16 protein-coding genes are annotated in these 17,433 nt (G+C 70.5%); 10 read left to right on the top strand and 6 right to left on the bottom strand.

Annotation, left to right across the window (positions count from 1 at the left end):
* Positions 1–2: 2 nt before the first annotated feature.
* Both Q4C85_RS06625 and Q4C85_RS06620 read right to left on the bottom strand, forming a co-directional pair.
* Complete coding sequence (locus Q4C85_RS06625) at positions 3–1,061, bottom strand: N-acetyltransferase (RefSeq protein ID WP_303140756.1); 1,059 nt, start codon at positions 1,059–1,061, stop codon at positions 3–5.
* A 92-nt stretch (positions 1,062–1,153) separates the two neighbouring features.
* Positions 1,154–3,391 carry a type IIA DNA topoisomerase subunit B gene (locus tag Q4C85_RS06620; protein WP_303140755.1) on the bottom strand — a complete coding sequence of 746 codons (2,238 nt, stop codon included), beginning with the start codon at positions 3,389–3,391 and terminating at the stop codon, positions 1,154–1,156.
* Positions 3,392–3,579: 188 nt separating this feature from the next.
* Here Q4C85_RS06620 and Q4C85_RS06615 point away from each other — a divergent pair, with 188 nt between their 5' ends.
* A complete protein-coding gene (locus Q4C85_RS06615; protein WP_368501425.1) occupies positions 3,580–3,834 on the top strand; it encodes a hypothetical protein in 255 nt (84 codons plus the stop codon).
* Between the two features lie 103 nt (positions 3,835–3,937).
* Here Q4C85_RS06615 and Q4C85_RS06610 read toward each other — a convergent pair whose 3' ends face one another.
* Complete coding sequence (locus tag Q4C85_RS06610; RefSeq protein ID WP_303140753.1) at positions 3,938–4,444, bottom strand: VOC family protein; 507 nt, start codon at positions 4,442–4,444, stop codon at positions 3,938–3,940.
* A gap of 1,074 nt (positions 4,445–5,518) precedes the next feature.
* Here Q4C85_RS06610 and Q4C85_RS06605 point away from each other — a divergent pair.
* The 9 genes from Q4C85_RS06605 (at position 5,519) to Q4C85_RS06565 (ending at position 15,835) form a co-directional block, all read left to right on the top strand.
* On the top strand, positions 5,519–6,331 hold the full coding sequence (locus Q4C85_RS06605; RefSeq protein ID WP_303140752.1) for a glycosyltransferase family 2 protein: 813 nt from the start codon (positions 5,519–5,521) through the stop codon (positions 6,329–6,331).
* Positions 6,328–7,278: an ATP-grasp fold amidoligase family protein gene (locus Q4C85_RS06600; RefSeq protein WP_303140751.1), complete on the top strand. Its 951-nt coding sequence runs from the start codon at positions 6,328–6,330 to the stop codon at positions 7,276–7,278. The genes Q4C85_RS06605 and Q4C85_RS06600 overlap by 4 nt, the downstream gene beginning before the upstream one ends.
* Positions 7,275–8,336 (top strand): glycosyltransferase family 4 protein, encoded by a 1,062-nt coding sequence (locus Q4C85_RS06595; protein ID WP_303140750.1) that lies wholly within the window; start codon positions 7,275–7,277, stop codon positions 8,334–8,336. The genes Q4C85_RS06600 and Q4C85_RS06595 overlap by 4 nt, the downstream gene beginning before the upstream one ends.
* Positions 8,337–8,382: 46 nt before the next feature.
* Entirely contained in the window at positions 8,383–9,453 is a 1,071-nt protein-coding gene (locus tag Q4C85_RS06590) for a glycosyltransferase (RefSeq protein ID WP_303140748.1), read from the top strand.
* Positions 9,437–10,759 carry an O-antigen ligase family protein gene (locus Q4C85_RS06585; RefSeq protein ID WP_303140746.1) on the top strand — a complete coding sequence of 441 codons (1,323 nt, stop codon included), beginning with the start codon at positions 9,437–9,439 and terminating at the stop codon, positions 10,757–10,759. The genes Q4C85_RS06590 and Q4C85_RS06585 overlap by 17 nt, the downstream gene beginning before the upstream one ends.
* Positions 10,734–11,333 (top strand): DapH/DapD/GlmU-related protein, encoded by a 600-nt coding sequence (locus Q4C85_RS06580; protein WP_303140744.1) that lies wholly within the window; start codon positions 10,734–10,736, stop codon positions 11,331–11,333. Before Q4C85_RS06585 ends, Q4C85_RS06580 begins: the two co-directional genes overlap by 26 nt.
* Positions 11,330–12,802 carry a lipopolysaccharide biosynthesis protein gene (locus tag Q4C85_RS06575; RefSeq protein WP_303140742.1) on the top strand — a complete coding sequence of 491 codons (1,473 nt, stop codon included), beginning with the start codon at positions 11,330–11,332 and terminating at the stop codon, positions 12,800–12,802. The genes Q4C85_RS06580 and Q4C85_RS06575 overlap by 4 nt, the downstream gene beginning before the upstream one ends.
* A gap of 43 nt (positions 12,803–12,845) precedes the next feature.
* A complete protein-coding gene (locus Q4C85_RS06570; RefSeq protein ID WP_303140740.1) occupies positions 12,846–14,180 on the top strand; it encodes a polysaccharide biosynthesis tyrosine autokinase in 1,335 nt (444 codons plus the stop codon).
* A gap of 182 nt (positions 14,181–14,362) precedes the next feature.
* Positions 14,363–15,835: a sugar transferase gene (locus Q4C85_RS06565; protein WP_303140738.1), complete on the top strand. Its 1,473-nt coding sequence runs from the start codon at positions 14,363–14,365 to the stop codon at positions 15,833–15,835.
* 19 nt (positions 15,836–15,854) lie between these two features.
* On the opposite strand, the gene Q4C85_RS11775 is transcribed toward Q4C85_RS06565, so the two are convergent.
* The 3 genes from Q4C85_RS11775 to Q4C85_RS06560 all read right to left on the bottom strand — a co-directional run.
* The gene (locus Q4C85_RS11775) at positions 15,855–16,025 is read right to left on the bottom strand and encodes a hypothetical protein (protein WP_368501424.1); all 171 of its coding nucleotides are present in this window, start codon (positions 16,023–16,025) and stop codon (positions 15,855–15,857) included.
* Positions 16,026–16,277: 252 nt separating this feature from the next.
* A complete protein-coding gene (locus Q4C85_RS11770) occupies positions 16,278–16,856 on the bottom strand; it encodes a nicotinamide mononucleotide transporter (RefSeq protein WP_368501423.1) in 579 nt (192 codons plus the stop codon).
* A 5-nt stretch (positions 16,857–16,861) separates the two neighbouring features.
* The coding region (locus Q4C85_RS06560) for an RNA polymerase sigma factor (protein ID WP_303140737.1) at positions 16,862–17,433 on the bottom strand (572 nt) is incomplete at its 5' end.

The following is a 17,433-nucleotide window of genomic DNA, read 5'->3' as shown; positions in this document are numbered from 1 at the left end:
CCTCAGACGTCCAGGGCGTAGAGGATGGTCCCGCGGGTCGGCGTGTAGCCCAGGGCGCGGTAGAGGTCGACCGCACCGGTCGGGTTGTCGGAGTCGACCCCCGCCGCGGCGTAGTCCATGCCGTCGCGCCGATAGGCCCGCATGGCGGCCGTCAGCAGCGCCGGGGCGACCTCCCGGGACCGGTACTCGGCCAGGACGCCGAGCATGTCGGTGTAGCCCTCCCGCCAGCCCAGGGCGTCCCAGTCCTGCTCGTAGCGGCCCGACAGGAGGTAGCCCGCGACGCGGGCGCGGTCCCCGGAGCGGTCCAGGGCGATGAAGCTCCACTGGGGCGCGAAGAACGCCCGGCCCGCGCTCCACTCCTCGGCGCTGACGGCCCCGGCGCCCACGCCCTGGCCGAAGGCCTGGTTGCGGACGCGGCGCACGGCGTCGTCGCGCTCCTGGCTCCACGGCTCAATGCTGAGGAAGCCGTCGAGGCTGATCCGGGGGATCGGCTCGGACAGGGGGCGACGCACCTCCCGGTACCAGCGCCGCGGCTCGAATCCCAGCTCGCCGAGATGGGTCATCATCCGCTCGTCGTCCTCCAGGACCGTGGTGACCACGTGTGCCTGGGCGGTGGCCGAGGAGGACCCCGGTGCCGCTCCGGCCCGCTCGGCGCCGATGAGGTGGCGGGCCCGCTCGGTCTGCCAGTGCAGGAGGGCGCCGCCGATGCCCCGCTTGCGGAACTCCGGGTCGACCACCCCGGTCATCGAGGCGAAGATCTGCTCGGCGGGGCGCAGCCGCACGAGGCCGAACGCCCGCATGACGCCGTCCTCGTCGCGTCCGGCCACCCCCGAGTAGGTCGGGTCGACGAAGTACTCCGCGGTCTCCTCGGCCGTCGTGCGGTACGGGGGGTCGTCCACGACCTCGGCGCGGGCCACGAGCTCGGCGAGCTCGCGGTTGTCGAAGGGCCCCAGGGGCGCCCAGGTCAGCTCCCGGGGCAGGGCGGAACGCGGACCGGGCCGGAACACCGACCAGGGTCCCGACCGGCCGCTGCGGCGCGGCAGGCCGTAGACGTCGTTCATAGGCGCGTCTCCTTCGACAAGGGCCCCGCGCGGGGGCGCCCCGGGGCGGGCTGGGATCCAGGGCAGGCTACCGGACGCGGGGGCGCCTCGCCTCAGGCGTCGATGCGCTCGCGGTCGACCTGGGCCGCCCCGTCGATGATGAAGTCCCGTCTCGGCTCGACCGAGGAGCCCATGAGCAGCTCGAAGACGTGCTCGGCCTCGAGCAGGGCGGCCTCGTCCGCCAGCGTGATGCGCCGCAGGGTGCGGTGTCCGGGCTCCATGGTCGTCTCGGCCAGCTGGTGGGCGTCCATCTCCCCCAGCCCCTTGTAGCGCTGCGGCTCCTTGAAGCCGCGCCCCTGCTTCTCCAGACGGCGCAGGGTCCGGACGAGCTCGTCGTCGGAGTAGGTGTAGATGACCTCCTTGGCGCGCCGCCCCCGCCCGGCCACCTCGATGCGGTGCAGCGGGGGCACGGCCGCGTAGACCCGCCCCGCCTCGATCATCGGCCGCATGTAGCGGAAGAACAGGGTTAGCAGAAGGGTGCGGATATGGGCCCCGTCGACATCGGCGTCGGTCATGAGAATGACCTTGCCGTAGCGCGCCTGGTCGAGGTCGAAGGTGCGCCCGGAGCCCGCCCCGACGACCTGGATGATCGCCGAGCACTCGGCGTTGCGCAGCATGTCGGCCTGTGAGGCCTTCTGGACGTTGAGGATCTTGCCGCGGATGGGCAGCAGCGCCTGGAACTCGGAGTTGCGGGCGTTCTTGGCGGTGCCCAGCGCCGAGTCCCCCTCGACGATGAACAGCTCGGAGGAGGACACGTCGTCGGAGCGGCAGTCGGCGAGCTTGGCCGGCAGGGTCGAGGTCTCCAAGGCGGTTTTGCGCCGGGTGATCTCCTTGTGCATCCGGGCGCTGACCCGGGCACGCATCTCCCCGACGATCTTCTCCTGCAGCGCACGGGACTGGGTCCGCAGGTCCCTCTTGGAGGAGGTCAGCAGCGCGGTCAGCTCGGTGTCGACCACTCGGGAGACGATCGCCCGGACCGGGGCGGTGCCCAGCACCTCCTTGGTCTGGCCCTCGAACTGCGGCTCGGGCACCCGTACGGTGACCACGGCCGTCAGGCCCGCCAGGATGTCGTCCTTCTCGATGCGGCCGTCCTTGCTCGTGACCTTGAGGGCGCGGGCGTTGGACTCGATCTGCTTGCGCAGCACCTTGGTGACGGCCTGCTCGAAGCCGGCCAGGTGGGTCCCTCCCATGGGGGTGGCGATGATGTTGACGAAGGAGCGCTCGATGGTGTCGTAGCCGATGCCCCAGCGCAGGGCGACGTCGACCGAGCAGGTGCGCGTGACCTCGACCGGCCGCAGGTGCCCGGCGCCGTCGAGCTGCTGGACGGTCTCGACGTAGGTGCCCTCCCCAGTCAGGCGGAAGGTGTCGGTGACCGAGCCGTCCGAGGCGAGGAAGTCGACGAAGTCGACGGTGCCGCCGCGGGCCCGGAACAGCTCGGTGCCGGCGGAGGCCTGCGGGGCACCGGCGTCGAACAGGTCCTCCCCGGGCGGCACCCCGGCCGTTGCCGCCCGCAGGGCCGGGTCCTGCTCGGGCGCGCGACGGGCGGCCTGGGACGGCGCCCGTTCGCTCCGGGCCGCCTCCTGCTCTGGACGCTCGTCGGTCAGGGTCAGGGTCAGCCCGGGCACGAGGAAGCTCGTCTGGCGCAGGCGGGCCCTCAGCGCCCCGGCGTCGTACTGGGCCGGCTCGGGGAAGATCTGGGGGTCGGCCCAGTAGCGCACGCGTGTGCCTGTCACCGAGCGCTTGACCTTGCCGACCACCCGCAGCTCGGAGGCCTCGACGTACTCGGTGAACGGGGAGGCCAGGCTCGGCCCGCTCGGCGGGTCGGCGAAGACGCCGGGCACGCCGCGGCGGAAGCTCATCGCGTAGGTCTTGCCGCCGCGGTCGACCTCGACGTCCATCCGGGCGCTCAGGGCGTTGACGACGCTGGCCCCCACCCCGTGGAGGCCCCCGGCGGCGCCGTAGGAGCCGCCGCCGAACTTACCTCCCGCGTGGAGTTTGGTGTACACCAGCTCCACACCGGTCAGGCCCGAGCCCGGCTCGACGTCGACGGGGACACCGCGGCCGGTGTCGCGCACCTCGACCGAGCCGTCGGCGTGGATGATGACCGAGATGAGGTCGCCGTAGCCCTCGAGGGCCTCGTCGACGCCGTTGTCGATGATCTCCCACACGCAGTGCATGAGGCCGCGCTGGTCGGTGGAGCCGATGTACATGCCGGGGCGCTTGCGCACCGCCTCGAGCCCCTCCAGCACGGAGAGGTGGCGGGCGGAGTAGGAGCTCGAGGTCTGGGGCACGGCCGAAATCTAGCCGATCGGCGCACGGTGGACCGACTACCCCGCCGGGGCGACGCCGTGGTTCCGGCCGACTGACCGGCTCAGACGGGGGCGTTCGCCGTGGGCGCATGCGCTGCGCCGGGGGCGGAACCGGCTTGAGCGGGCGACAGGCGCCGTGCAGCGCGTGATGGAATGCGGCCATGAGCAGGATGAGCACGAGTGTCACCGAGACCCCGACTGCCTCGGCCAGCACGCCCACCACCGCTGCGGGCTCCACCACCGAGCGCCCACTGACCACCGCCGACCGCTGTGACGCCTGCGGCGCCCAGGCCTTCGTGCGCGTCGTCCTGGCGGCAGGCGAGCTGCTGTTCTGCGCCCACCACGGCCGGGAGAACATGGCCGCGCTCGAGCGCCGGGCGCTGTTCATCCAGGACGAGTCCTCACGCCTGCCCCGGGGCGCTTGAGCCCCGGGCCCGACGCGGCACAGCGCAGACCCGCTGACACGACGGCCCGCCGGCACCCCCAGGGTGCCGGCGGGCCGTCCCGCGTCATCGCCGGCCGCGCGCCTCAGCTCCCCTGAGAGCCGGCCTCGGCACCGGTCGGCCCATCGCCCGTCGCCTGACCCCCGGCACCGAGGCTGGCGTAGACCATCCAGCGGGTACCGAAGCGGTCGGTGAGCATGCCGAAGGCGTCTCCCCACGCCTGGGCCTCGAAGGGCATGTGCGCCTGTCCGCCCTCGCTGAGCGCCTCGAACCAGGACCGCCCCGTCTCGACGTCGTCGGTCTGGAGGCACAGGTGCATGTCGTTGCCCCGAACCAGGGCCTGTGGGGCCACGCCCTCCGGGGCGTCGGAGGCCAGCAGGTGCACCACCTCGGCCCGCAGCTCGGCGTGCATGCACAGGTCGGCGGCCGGGTGCTCGGTGGGCAGGGCACCGCCCTGGGCGAAGGTGAGCACCGTCAGCTCCCCGCCGAAGATCGACTGGTAGAAGCCGAGGGCCTGGCGGGACTCGGCGGTGAAGTTGAGGTAGGGGCGAAGCGTTGAGGTCGCTGTCGTTGCTGACGTCGCTGAAGTCATGGCCCCACTGTAGATCATTGATACACAGAGACCGGACATGCGGCCATGAATTGTCACGGGCACTGATGAGTAGGGAGACCTGCACCACCTGAGCAACCCCTCCCCCACGTGCCGCCGAGTTCGTACCTTGCGTCGTCAGGCCATGCCTTCGCTGGGCCGCTCCTCGCCGTGTTCGTACCTTGCGCCCCCAGACCGGACGTTGATCGTGCGAGCTGGGCACACAAGGTACGAACGCGACGCCCTACAAACTGGTCCTCGACCCGGGTCGCAAGCGGGGCCTGCCTGCGACCACGCCCAAGGCCTCGCGGGTGGTCGGTAGACGGCGGCCCACGAGACGGTGCCGGCGACAGGGGCCGGCACGTCAAGAGTGGTGCGACAGGACACTCCCGCGAGACTTGACCCAGCAACCCGGAGTGACACGGCCCGGGCCGCCTCAGCAAGCTCGCCGACCGTCCACCACCTCCGACCCCCTTGGAATCAATCATCCAGGTCCGCGACCCGGTCGCCACCGAGCCGGCCGCAACGGGCGAGAGCCGACCGCAACCGGCCGCGGGAGTCTCGGTGGCACTGTCAACCTCTGACGCCCACACCGGCCCGCCCCGGGTTCTCGGGGCACTCTCGACCAAGACCTCCTGGCCCTGACGGCCACCTCTGCCCACGAGGCGCGACGCGCTGGGCTGCGAGAATGTCTAGCAATACGCTTGAATGCAATTCAGTCACACGTCTGAATTGTGCGACATACTAGAACAGGGCGCGCAAGGAACTGCTGATGAAGACCAGCTCCGCTGTTGACACAGGAAGTCGGCCGATGGCACGATGAGGACGCGCCCAGGACCTTTCCAAAGGCGTACCCTTATCATCGTCACCGATTCAGCCTTCCTGCTTATCAGTCACGCATGGGCTCCCGCCCTGAGAACATCCCTCGTCCCACCCCGCCAAGTTCCCCCTTGATCGACCCCAGCGCCCGTCGCGTGTTTTAGCGACTGGGCGCCCTCCCCAATACCTTCTATCCTCACGCTCCCTGAAGGAGAAATACGTCTTGCCCGGTCCTCGATCATTTTTGGAGACGTCGAGATGACGACGTCCCCTTTGACTGGTGCGTCCCGCGAGCACTCGTCGGGAACACCGCCACTCGTCTCGGTCATCATTGCCTCTTTCAACGCCGAGCAACATATTTCGGAGACACTGTCCAGCGTTTTGGCTCAGACGATGTCGGACCTGGAGGTCCTTGTCGTCGATGACGCCTCCCGGGACTGCACGCGCACGATCACCGAGGCGGCGGCCAGGACCGACCCCAGGATCCGCACCTTCACCCAGCCGGCCAACAGGGGCGCCGCCCTGGCCCGCAACCGGGGCCTGGCCCATGCCACGGGGCGGTACATCGCCTACCTGGACTCCGACGACCTGTGGATGCCCGAGAAGCTGGAGCGTCAGATCGCCTTCATGTCCGACACCGGCGCTGGGGCGTGCCTGACCTCCTACGAGACCATCGAGGACGACGGCGCGCACCGCAACTACGTGCGGGTCCCCGCAATGATGGGCTACCGGGACTTCCTCAAGAACACGGTGACCTGCAGCCACACCATGCTCATTGACACCGATGTGGTCGACCGCCGCCTGCTCGTCATGCCCGACCTCCGACGCGGGCAGGACGCGGCGACGTGGCTGCAGGTCATGAGGGCCGGGCACCTCCTCCACGGCCTGGACGAGTGTCTGGCGCGGTACCGCAAGACCGCGGGGTCGCTGTCGAGCAACAAGATCAAGGCGGTCAGGAGGACATGGAACCTGTACCGGAACGTCGAGCGCATCCCGTCCCTCGACGCCGCCTACCTCCTGTCCTGGCAGCTGTTCAATGCCACCATGCGACGCCGACGGGGTGTGCGGTGAGCACGTTGAACGTCAAGGACGTCACGCTGTGCGTCCTGCCCGAGTGGGCCGAGACCGCCCTGCGCCGAGCGGTCTACCACTGGAACTGCCAGCTGTCCCCCGAGCAGTACCGGATCGAGCTCCAGCGGTGGTACCGCCTGACCAAGGGCCGCGACTGCGACCTGGACTCCCCCCGCACGATGGGTGAGAAGATCCAGTGGCTCAAGCTCTACGACTCCACCCCCCTCAAGGGCCGGCTGGCCGACAAGTACCTCGTGCGGCAGTGGGTGGCCGACACCATCGGCCCCCAGTACCTCCCCGAGCTCCTCGGGGTGTGGGACTCCCCCGAGCTCATCGACTTCGACGCGCTACCCGACAGCTTCGTGCTCAAGGCGACCCACGGCTCGGGCTGGAACGTCATCGTCAAGGACAAAAGCACCCTCGACGTCGAGCGGACCCGCCGCAGGCTGGCCACCTGGCTGGGCCGGCGGGCCTCGATGGCAGGGGGCTTCCAGCTGCACTACGACTTCTGCGAGCCGCGGATCATCGGCCACCCCTATATGGCCGACGACAGCGGAGGGCTGCGGGACTACAAGTTCTTCACCTTCGACGGGCGGGTCCAGTTCGCGCTGGGCATCGAGGGCCGATTCGTCCGCAAGACCCTGGGGGCGTATCTGCCGGACTGGAGCAGGGCACCTTTCGACTACGGCTACAACGCGGAATGGGCCGACAGCATACCTCGCCCCTCCGGGCTGGAGACGATGGTGGCCCTGGCCGAGGAGCTCGGACGGGGATTCCCGCTGGCCCGCGTCGACTTCTACGAGGTCGACGGCCGGGTGTACTTCGGCGAGATCACGTTCACCGACAACAACGGCCTCGCGGACTTCTTCCCCTCGAGCTTTGACCACGAATTCTCCCAGCGACTGTCCCTGCCGGAGCAGAAGGCGTTCAAAGGAGTTCTTCTATGAGACCTCGGAGAATAGGGATCATCGGCAGGATCGATCCCCAGGAGACCCTCGTCGACGGCCAGACCGTCAAGACGAGAACCCTGTACCGCTGCATGGTCGAGCACTTCGGTGCCGCCCGCGTCTGCCCCGTCGACACTCTGAGGTACCGCCAGCAGGCGGTCAGAGTCTCCCGGGAGCTGGTCAGGTGCCTGCTCAGCTGCGACGACATCGTCGTGCTGCTGTCGAACAACGGCCGGAGGGTGTTCTTCCCCCTCCTGTCCGTCATGGCCAAGGTCTTCGACAAGCGGATCTACCACAACCTCATCGGCGGCACGCTGGCCGACGACGTCGCGAACGACCCCTCGGGCCGCCTGGCGGGCTATCTCAACTCCTTCCGGATCAACTGGGTGGAGTCCCGGACCCTGGCATCGAGGCTGCACGCCCTGGGGGTGAGCAACGCCTCCTACCTGCCGAACTTCAAGGCGCTGGGGGAGGTCGATGTCAACCCGGGCTTCGACAGGAGGCGCCCCCACCGGCTGTGCATGTTCAGCCGCGTCACCGCGGTCAAGGGTATCGACAACGCCGTGCGCGCCGTCGAGGAGATCAACCGGGCGGCGGAAACGCCGGTGGTGACCCTCGACATCTTCGGGCCGGTCGACGACTCCTATGAGCGGGAGTTCCACGCCCTGGTGGACCGCGCCCCGTCCGTGCGCTACCGGGGCAGCGTCTCGGCCGAGGACAGCGTGCGGACCATCAGCCCCTACTACGCGCTCGTGTTCCCCACCGAGTGGATCGGGGAGGGAGTCCCCGGCACCATCATCGACGCGATGCACGCCAGCCTGCCCGTGGTGGCCAGCCGCTGGCGGTACTACTCCGAGATGCTCGAGGACGGCGCGACCGGCCTCAGTTACGACTTCGACCAGCCCCGCCTGCTCAAGGACACGATCCTGCGGTTCATCGCCCTGCCCCCCGAGACGATCGAGTCGATGCGGCGCGAGATCCACACCCGCTCGACGGCCTACTCGGTCGAGGCCGTCTTCGGCCAGATCGCGCGGACGGTGGCGGGGGAGGGCAGGTAGGACCATGGCAGGAGCAACAGCAAGGACAACAGAATCTCAACGGGTCATGCTCGTGCTCCACGGCCTGGTCACCGGCGGCGCCGAGATGATGGTCCTCCACCTGGCCCGCGAGCTCGCCGGCGCCGGCCACGCCGTCGAGGTCGTCTCGCTGCACGCCGGTGGCACCGCCGTCCATGAGCTGATGGAGCGCGCCGGGATCACCGTCGTCCCGCTGGGCAAGCGCCGGGGCCCCGACCCGGGGGTCGTCCAGCGGCTGCTCCGGGAGATGGGACGCTTCGAGCCCACGGTCATCCACACCCACCTGCCCGTCCTCCATTACGTCCTGCCTGCGGCCAGGCTCCACAGGCGGCCGGTCAGGATGGTCCACACGGTCCACAACCTGGCGCTGCGCGAGACGGGTGTCGCGGTCCTCAGGCGGGTCAACCGCCACGCCTTCCACCACGGCGTGCTGCCGGTGGCCGTCAGCAACGAGGTGGCCGCCTCGGTCCGCCAGGAGTACCGCCTGGAGGGAGCGGCCGTGCCGGTGGTCAGCAACGGGATCGACCTCAGCGCCTTCGCCGAGCCCTCTGGCACGCCGACCGGGCTGCCGACCCACCGCCCGCTGCGGCTGCTGTGCGTGGCCCGCCTGGCCGAGGCCAAGAACCACGTCCTGCTCCTCGAGGTCGTCGCCGGGCTCCTCGCCTCCGGCCGGGAGGTGAGCCTGACCCTCGTGGGCGACGGCCCCCTGCGGGCCGGGCTCGAGGAGCGTGTCCGGCAGCTGGGGATCGGCTCGGCGGTTCGCTTCGCCGGCCAGCAGCAGGACACGCCGCCCTTCTACCGGGATGCCGACCTCTTCGTGCTGCTGTCGACCTACGAGGGCCAGCCGATGAGCATCATCGAGGCGATGGCCTCCGGGCTGCCGGTCGTGGCCACAGCGGTGGGCGGCGTGCCCGAGATGGTCGATGACGGGCGCACCGGTGTCCTCGTCGAGCCTGAGGCCGCGGCGGCCTGCCGGGCCGTGACCTCCCTGTGCGACAGCCCGGGGCTCTACGCCTCGATGAGTGCGGCCGCGCGGCGGGCGGCCGCGGCCTACTCGGCCAGGGCGATGATGGAGGGCTACGTTGAGCTCTACCGCTGAGACCGCCGTCGGGCTCCTCCGTCCTGCCCCGCTCGTTACCCGCCACCGGGCGGCCGCGTCCCAGGCGGTGGAGCGCGGACCGTTGGACCGGTGCTACCCCCTGCGCTACCTCGGGCTCATGGGCGTGTGCCTCGTGCTCATGAAGCCGATCATGGTCGGTCAGGACCCGGCCCTCGCCCCGCTGGTCAAGCTGGCCACGGTCGGTGTCCTGGCCGGGCTGGGCCTCATCCACCTCATGCGGCGGACCCCCCTGTCCACGGTGCTCGTCCTGTTCGTGCTCTACCGCCTGTCCTTCCTGGGCCCCACCGTGTACAACGGCGGCGACCTGCTCAACTGGGGCTACACGACCCTGTCCCAGCTCGGCGTGGTCATACTCATCGACCTGCACGCCGACGCCGACCGAGCCGCGCGCCGTCGGCTCCTGCGGGTGATCGCCGACCTGCTGCTGGCCTACCTGCTCATCAACTACGCGATGATTATGACCGGCACGGGAGCGGTGGCGCCCCTGGGCGACGGGCTGTGGGACCAACCCTCTTACCTCCTGGGCATCCGCACCCGCGTGACCGACTGCATCTTCCCGGCGGTGCTCGTCTCGCTCCTGCACGACTCGACCTCCGCGCGCCGCTGGGGCTGGCGCACCGTGCTGGCGATCTCCACCGGGGTCCTCCAGATCGTGACCCTGCAGGTGGCCACCGCCTACGTGGGGCTGGTGGTGGGGGCCCTCGTCTACGTCGTCGTCCTCGCCCGGCCCCGGGCCGGCGGGCCGCTGTCGATGCGCGGGGTCACCGTCCTGGGCGTGGTCATCAGCCTCCTGGTGGTCGTCCTGCGGGTGCAGACCGCCTTCGCCTCGGCCATCCACGTGCTGCTGGGCAAGTCGGTCAACCTCACCGGCCGCACCGACATCTGGGACACCGCCTTCCCGATCCTGGGGCGCTCCCCCCTGCTGGGCTACGGCATCAACGACAGCTTCGGCGCCTTCGTCCCCGGCGCCGCCGGGCTGCTGTGGCAGGCGCACAACCAGTACCTCCAGATCATCCACGACGGCGGCCTGCTCGCCCTGGGCCTGTTCCTGGCGCTGCTCATGGCCGCCGGTCGGCGTGCGGACGCCTCGGCCTGCTCCCCCTGGGCCCGGGCGGCCCTCGTGTCGGTCTACGCGGCCATGTCGGTCATGGCCGTGTCCGAGATCTACGTCTACAACATGGGGCTGTTCTTCCTCATCCCCTTCCTGGCCTCCAGGGCGGGAGAGCTCCTGCCCCCCGACGATGAGAGGAGGGGGAGGCGTGCTCTCCCTGTCACAGCTGGTTAACGCCGCCCGCACACGCACCGCCGAACGGCAGTTCGGCGCCGCCCGCGCCGCGGGCAGCCTCGTGTCGGGAGCCGACCTCGTCCTGGGCCCCTTCGCCCGGTGCTCGGCGACCTCGAGCACCAGCCCCTCGGTGGTCATCGGCTCCCACGTCTTCCTCGACTGCTCGCTCTACACCCTGGGGTCGGGCCGGCTGGAGATCGGCTCGGACTGCTGGATCGGCGGGGCCGGCTCGACGATGATCGGCGCGATCGACTCCCTGGTCATCGGCACCGGCGTCATCATCTCCAACCATGTGCGCATCTACGACAACAACAACCACCCGACCTCTCCCGAGGCCCGCGAGCGCATGACCCGCGGTGAGCACGGCGGCCCCCTGTGGTCGTGGACCGAGGCGGACTCGGCGCCCGTGGTCATTGAGGACAACGTGTGGATCGGGGAGTTCGCCACCGTGCTCAAGGGGGTGACGGTCGGCCGGGGGTCGGTAGTCGCCTCCCACGCCGTGGTCACCAAGGACGTCCCCGCCTACTCGATCGTGGCGGGCAACCCCGCCACCGTGGTCAAGAGGCTCCGGTGAGCCCACGTCTGCCCGGCTCCGGCTCCTCGGTCGACTCCCTCCTGCTCGCGGGGGTGAAGGTCGTCACGCTCTCGACGGGCATCGTCTCGACGATGGTGCTCTCGCACAGCCTGTCGCTGCACGCCTACGGCACCTACGCCCAGGGGGTGCTGCTGGTCACGCTGTGCGCCGACATGACTGTCCTGGGCCTGGCCGACGCCGTCAACTACTTCTTCAACCGCGATGACCGGAGGCGCTCCTCGCAGGAGTACGTCCGTACCGTCCTGGTCCTGCAGGTCCTCACCGGCCTGGCCACGGCGCTGGTCCTCCTCGCGCTGCGCGGTGCCATCGGCGCCTACTTCGACAATAGCGCCCTGGAGCCGCTGGTCGTCCTGCTCGCCCTGCGGCCAATGCTCACCAACATGACGACCGTCCTGCAGGTGCTGGTCGTGTCGATCGGCCGGGCCAGGACGATCGCGGTGAGGAACCTCGTGTTCTCGGCCCTCAAGCTGGCCGCCGTGGTGGTCACGGCCCTGTTGACCTCGAGCATCGCCACGCTTCTGGGGATGTTGCTCGTCCTGGACGTCCTGTCGGTCCTGTGGTTCTGGGACGCCTTCCGTCGAGGGGCCTTCGCGATCAGCTGGGTGCGGCTCCACTGGGGCATGGTCAAGGAGGTGTTCGCCTTCTGCCTGCCCATGGCCGTCTACGTCATGACGGCCTCGCTCATGAGGCAGGTCGGTGCCCTGGTCATCGGGATGAACGAGTCGACGCAAATGTACGCGGTCTACGCCAACTGCACGACGATCCTGCCCTTCGACGTCGTGGCCACCTCGTTCCTGACGGTCATCATCCCGGTGATGACCCGCTACATCGGTGCCGGTCGCCGCGACCGGGCCCTGGAGCTGTTCGGGCGCTACCTGTCGGTGGGTTTCCTGACCACGGTCACCTTCTGCCTGGCCTGCCTCGTGGTGGCCCCCGAGTTCATCCAGGTGCTCTACGGGGCGCGCTACCTGCCGGGGGAGGTGGTGTTCCGGCTCAGCCTCGTGACGGCGATGATCCGCTTCGCCGGCCTCTCACTCATCCTGAGCGCCTCGGGCCGCACCAGGACGCTTATGGCGGTGTCGCTCGTGGCCGTGGCGGCCAATGCGGTGCTGTGCGTGGTGCTGTACGAGGTCATGGGCTTCGTGGGGCCGGCTCTGGCCTCGGTAGTGGTCAACCTCGTCATGGCCGGTGCGCTGGTGCACCTGAGCCTGCGGCAGCTGGGCGGCAGGGCCTCGGCGGTGCTGCCGGCCCGGGGCCTGGCGCTCTACGCAGTCTCGGCGGCGGGTGCCTGCCTGGCCGGCTGGGCACTGCGGTCGGCCCTGACCGCGGTGGGGCTGGCGGTGCCGGCGGTCGCGGTCCTCGTGTTCTGTGCGGTCTCGGCCGCAGTCCTGGCGCTCAACGCCGTACCGCTCGTGACTTCGCTGCGAGCAATCAACTCGATGAAGTGATCAACTGCGCCGTTCGGTGTGAACGGCGGGAGATGGGATGGATATGACGCTTGCGGATCTGCTCTTGGCGGCCCGTCGACGGCTCGGGACGTTGGCGCTGGGCGCGCTGGCCGGTGCGCTCCTGGGAGTGGCTGCGGTGGCCGTTGTCCCGGCCTCCTACACGGCTTCGGCGACCTCCTACGTGCGTGTCGACGTCGCCTCCCAGGGAGCCGACCAGGCGGAGTCCTACTACGCGGCCTCCCAGATGGCCAACCAGAAGGCGGAGGCCTTCGTGCCGGTCTTCACCTCTCCCACGGTGGCCCGGCAGGTCGTGGAGGCCCTGGGGCTGGAGATGAGCCCGGCGGCGCTGGCCGGCTCATTGTCGGCGGCGCACACGACCGACACGCTGACGATCACCGTGTCGGCCGGCGCCGCCTCCCCGGACCAGGCGCGGCTGGTCGCCGACGAGGTCATCCGCCAGGCGGCGGCCGAGATCGAGCGCCTCGAGGGCCAGGACTCGCCGGTCGAGGTCGTCTCGATGTCCTCGGCCGAGGCCTCGGGCGTGACCCGCTCGCCGGCCCCGCTGCGCCTGGTCGCCCTCGGTGTCCTGGGCGGTCTCGTCGTCGCCTACACGTGGGTGGTCGCCCGCCGGAGCCTGGACCAGACGATCCGCTCGGGCGCCGAGGCCACCTCGGGGGCAGGTGCCGGTGTCCTGGCCCTCGTCCCGGAGTCGGCCGGCCTGGCCCGGGGCCGCGGTGCGGCGCCCGCCGACGGCCTGACGGAGGAGCGCCTGCGCATGCTGCGCACCGCGCTGCGCCCCAGCCACGCCGGCGGAGGGCGCGGGACCCTCGTCGTGGCCTCGGCCCGGCGTGCCGAGGGACGGACGACCCTGGCCACCGGCCTGGCCCGGGTCATGGCCCTGGCCGGTCACCGTGTCGTCCTGGTCGAGGGGGACCTGCGCGCCCCGGTCCTCCAGGAGGCGCTCGCACTGGGTGGGGGTCCCGGACTGGTCGAGCTCCTGACCGGCCGGGCGAGCCTCGACCAGGCGCTGGCGCCCACCGCCGTCGCCGGCCTGGAGGTCCTGCCCGCCGGGTCCCAGGTGGCCAACCCCTCCGAGCTGTTGGGCTCGACCCGTATGGCTGACCTGCTGTCCGAGCTGTCGGCCGACCGGCTCGTCGTCATCGACTCCCCTCCCCTGGAGGAGGTCACCGACGGGGTCGTGCTGGCCGGTGGGCGCGACACCGTGCTCGTGGCCCGCGCCGGCCGGACGACCCGGGGCCAGTTGCTGGGCGCCGCCGCCGCCGTCGAGCGCGGTGGCGGCCAGGTCCTGGGCACGGTCGTCAACCGGGTCGCCCCGGCCCGGCGGGGCCGGCTCAAACGGCGTCCTACCGCCGCCTGAGCACCCGTCCCCCAGTGCCGCCACCGCCGGCAGAAAGGCAGGGCAGAGTCCTTCTCCCCGTTGCCTCCCCGAGACTCCCCGCATGACCTTCTTCGACCCGGACCAAGCCTGTCGACGCGACAGCAGTCCCCTTATGCCACCTGTCCCGACCCGCCGTCAAACTGCTCGACTCTGGAAAGACCATGTCTCAAGCCTGCCTCGTCCCCTATGGCGCCTCGAACACCACTGGACCCCACTCGATGGCGCGGTTCCAACGTCTCCTTCACGCCGGCGACCTGCTCATCATCACGCTGGTTATGCTCACGTGCAATGTGCTCAACGTCCAGGCCGCCGAGATGCCGATGAGCGGCTCGGTGCTCGGTCTCCCCACGGGCAGCATAGTGCTGTGCGCCTTCATCGTCCTGAGCTGGTGGCTGTTCCTCATCGCCATGAAGTCCCATGTCGAACGCATCTTGGGATACGGCCCCGACGAGTTCCTCCGCGCCACCCAGGCCACGGTCACCGTGTTCGGCGCGCTGGCCCTGCTGTCCTACCTCAGTGGGATCCAGCTGCCGCGGGCCTACTTCCTGACGACCCTGCCCCTGGGGTTCCTCGCTCTGCTCGCCTGGCGCTGGGCCGCCCGCCGCTACTTCGTGCGGGCCCGACGGCGGGGCACCTTCACCCACCCGACCTTCGTCGTGGGCTCCCCGGAGTCGGTGGCCTCGGTGGTCACCACGATCGAGCAGCGGCCCGAGCTCGGGCTGGCACCCCGTGGCGCCTTCCTCGCCGGCTCACCGGCGGAGCGGGACGAAGCGCCGGACCTGTCGGTGCCGGTGGTCGGCGCCGTCGAGGACCTCGAGGAGTCCCTCGAGGGAGTCGAGGGCGTCACTGTGCTCATCACCCAGACCCCTCGGCTGACCCCGCCCGACATCCGGCGAATCAGCTGGGCGCTGGGGCCCACGAGCCAGCTCATCATGGTTCCCTCGGTGCTCGACGTCTCGGGCCAGCGCCTGCACCTGCGGCCGATCGGCGGGATCTCCCTGCTGGAGATCCAGATCGGCTCCTTCGGCCTGCTTCGCGCCCGGGCCAAGCGGGTCTGCGACATCCTCATCGCGGCACTGCTCATCGTCGTCCTCCTGCCGGTGTGGCTGATCATCCCGCTGCTCATCTGGAGGGAGGACCGGGGGCCCGCGTTCTTCCGCCAGACCCGGATCGGACTGAGCGGCCGGGAGTTCCGGATCTGGAAGTTCCGGACGATGCGGGTCAACGCCGACGGCGAGCTGGCCGCCCTCCTGGCGAGCCAGGGCACCGCCGACACGCCGTTGTTCAAGGTCGACCGCGACCCGCGGATCACGGGCATCGGCAACATGCTGCGGCGCACTTCCCTCGACGAGCTCCCCCAGCTGTTCAACGTCCTGGAGGGGTCGATGAGCCTGGTCGGGCCCCGGCCGCAGGTGCCCCAGGAGGTCGAGCTCTACGACGAGACGGCTGCGCGCAGGCTATTGGTCAAGCCGGGGATGACCGGGATGTGGCAGGTCAACGGGCGCTCGCGCCTGTCCTGGGAGGAGGCGCTGCGCTTCGACCTGTTCTACGTGGAGAACTGGACCTTCTCCCTGGACCTGCAGATCCTGCTCAAGACGGTCAAGGTCGTCCTGGCCCGGGAGGGGTCGGCCTGAGCAGGGGCGTGCCGGGGGCTCACTCCAGGCCGTCGTGCCCGGGCAGCGCCGAGGTGACGCGGCGTGAGGCCCGGTGGGAGTCCGGCAGCGGACGCACACCGACCGGCCGGCCCAGCAGGGTGCCCAGGCCGTCTCGGATCCGCCGGGCCAGGGCCGGTTCGAGGCTCCCCCGGCCGTCGGCGGCCAGCACCTCCAGGCGCCCGTCGGCCTCCTGGTGGACCGACCAGACGGCGGCGCGGGGGTGCAGTCCGGGCGCGGCTCGGAGCCGGTGCTGCGCTGGGTCAGCGAGCCCTCCCGGATCCGGCGGGCGAGCATCTGTGCGCCGGGCTCGGGCCCGCGGTCGCGCAGGGTCTGTGCAGGTGCCTGCTCGGCGTGCACCCGGCGCAGCATCCGGGACGCCAGGACGTACAGCTCAGGGGGAGGCCCGTCGGGCTCGGGGTTGTCACCGGAGCGGGTCGGGGCCCCGGCCAGGGCGGCGTCGAAGGAGGCCAGCGACAGGCCGGTGTCGCGCACCGCGTCGGCCAGCACCGCGTCGCCGTCGACACCGGGAGCCTGCCAGTGGCCGGCGGCCGCGGCGAGGTCGGCCATGACGGCCTCGACGTCCCGGGTGAAGCCGTCGGTCGTGGCGATCTGGTCGTGCCCCGACCAGGTGGTCGCCTGGACGCGGCCCCCGGCGCGCAGGGCGGACAGCGCCAGGATGGTGCCGGCCACGGCCACCGGGGACAGCACGCGGGCGGGATCGGGCATCGACCCCGCGCAGTCCAGGTACAGGTCGAGGTCCAGGGGCAGGCGCCGCGGGTCGCCGCCGCGGTCCCCACGCAGCCACCACCTCCAGCCCAGCACCGCCAGGGCCGCGAAGACGAGCTGGAGCAAGGCGTTGGCGTGGATGCCGGCCACCCAGTACATCGCCAGGAAGCAGGTTGTTGACCAGGCCGACCGGGAAGGTCCACACGTTCTGGCGCACGGCCAGCCACACGCACGCCAGGCCGCTGACCACGCCCGCCGCCTCCAGCCCCAGCAAGGGAGTCAGTCGAGGTAGTCGCGCAGCACCTGGCTGCGCGAGGGGTGGCGCAACTTGCTCATCGTCTTGGACTCGATCTGCCGGATGCGCTCTCGCGTGACGCCGTAGACCTTCCCGATCTCGTCGAGAGTCTTGGGCTGGCCGTCGGTCAGCCCGAAGCGCATCGAGACCACGCCCGCCTCACGCTCCGAGAGCGTGTCGAGCACGGCGTGCAGCTGCTCCTGGAGCAGAGTGAAGCTGACGGCATCGGCGGGCACGACGGCCTCGGAGTCCTCGATGAGGTCACCGAACTCGGAGTCGCCGTCCTCGCCCAGGGGGGTGTGCAGGGAGATCGGCTCCCGACCGTACTTCTGGACCTCGATGACCTTCTCCGGGGTCATGTCCAGCTCGAGGGCCAGCTCCTCGGGGGTGGGCTCGCGGCCCAGGTCCTGGAGCATCTGGCGCTGGACGCGGGCCAGCTTGTTGATGACCTCGACCATGTGCACCGGGATGCGGATGGTGCGCGCCTGGTCGGCCATAGCCCGGGTGATGGCCTGGCGGATCCACCAGGTGGCGTAGGTGGAGAACTTGTAGCCCT

The sequence above is a fragment of the Actinomyces sp. genome (genome assembly GCF_030524025.1).
Taxonomy (GTDB): Bacteria; Actinomycetota; Actinomycetes; order Actinomycetales; family Actinomycetaceae; genus Actinomyces.
This window is presented reverse-complemented; position numbering and strand designations above follow the sequence as displayed.

Coding starts and splice junctions, on each gene's coding strand:
- Q4C85_RS06590 (WP_303140748.1), top strand. CDS start 8,383: ATGCTCGTGCTCCACGGCCTGGTCACCGGCGGCGCCGAGATGATGGTC.
- Q4C85_RS06615 (WP_368501425.1), top strand. CDS start 3,580: ATGAGCACGAGTGTCACCGAGACCCCGACTGCCTCGGCCAGCACGCCC.
- Q4C85_RS06605 (WP_303140752.1), top strand. CDS start 5,519: ATGACGACGTCCCCTTTGACTGGTGCGTCCCGCGAGCACTCGTCGGGA.
- Q4C85_RS06625 (WP_303140756.1), bottom strand. CDS start 1,061: ATGAACGACGTCTACGGCCTGCCGCGCCGCAGCGGCCGGTCGGGACCC.
- Q4C85_RS06595 (WP_303140750.1), top strand. CDS start 7,275: ATGAGACCTCGGAGAATAGGGATCATCGGCAGGATCGATCCCCAGGAG.
- Q4C85_RS06565 (WP_303140738.1), top strand. CDS start 14,363: ATGTCTCAAGCCTGCCTCGTCCCCTATGGCGCCTCGAACACCACTGGA.
- Q4C85_RS06610 (WP_303140753.1), bottom strand. CDS start 4,444: ATGACTTCAGCGACGTCAGCAACGACAGCGACCTCAACGCTTCGCCCC.
- Q4C85_RS06570 (WP_303140740.1), top strand. CDS start 12,846: ATGACGCTTGCGGATCTGCTCTTGGCGGCCCGTCGACGGCTCGGGACG.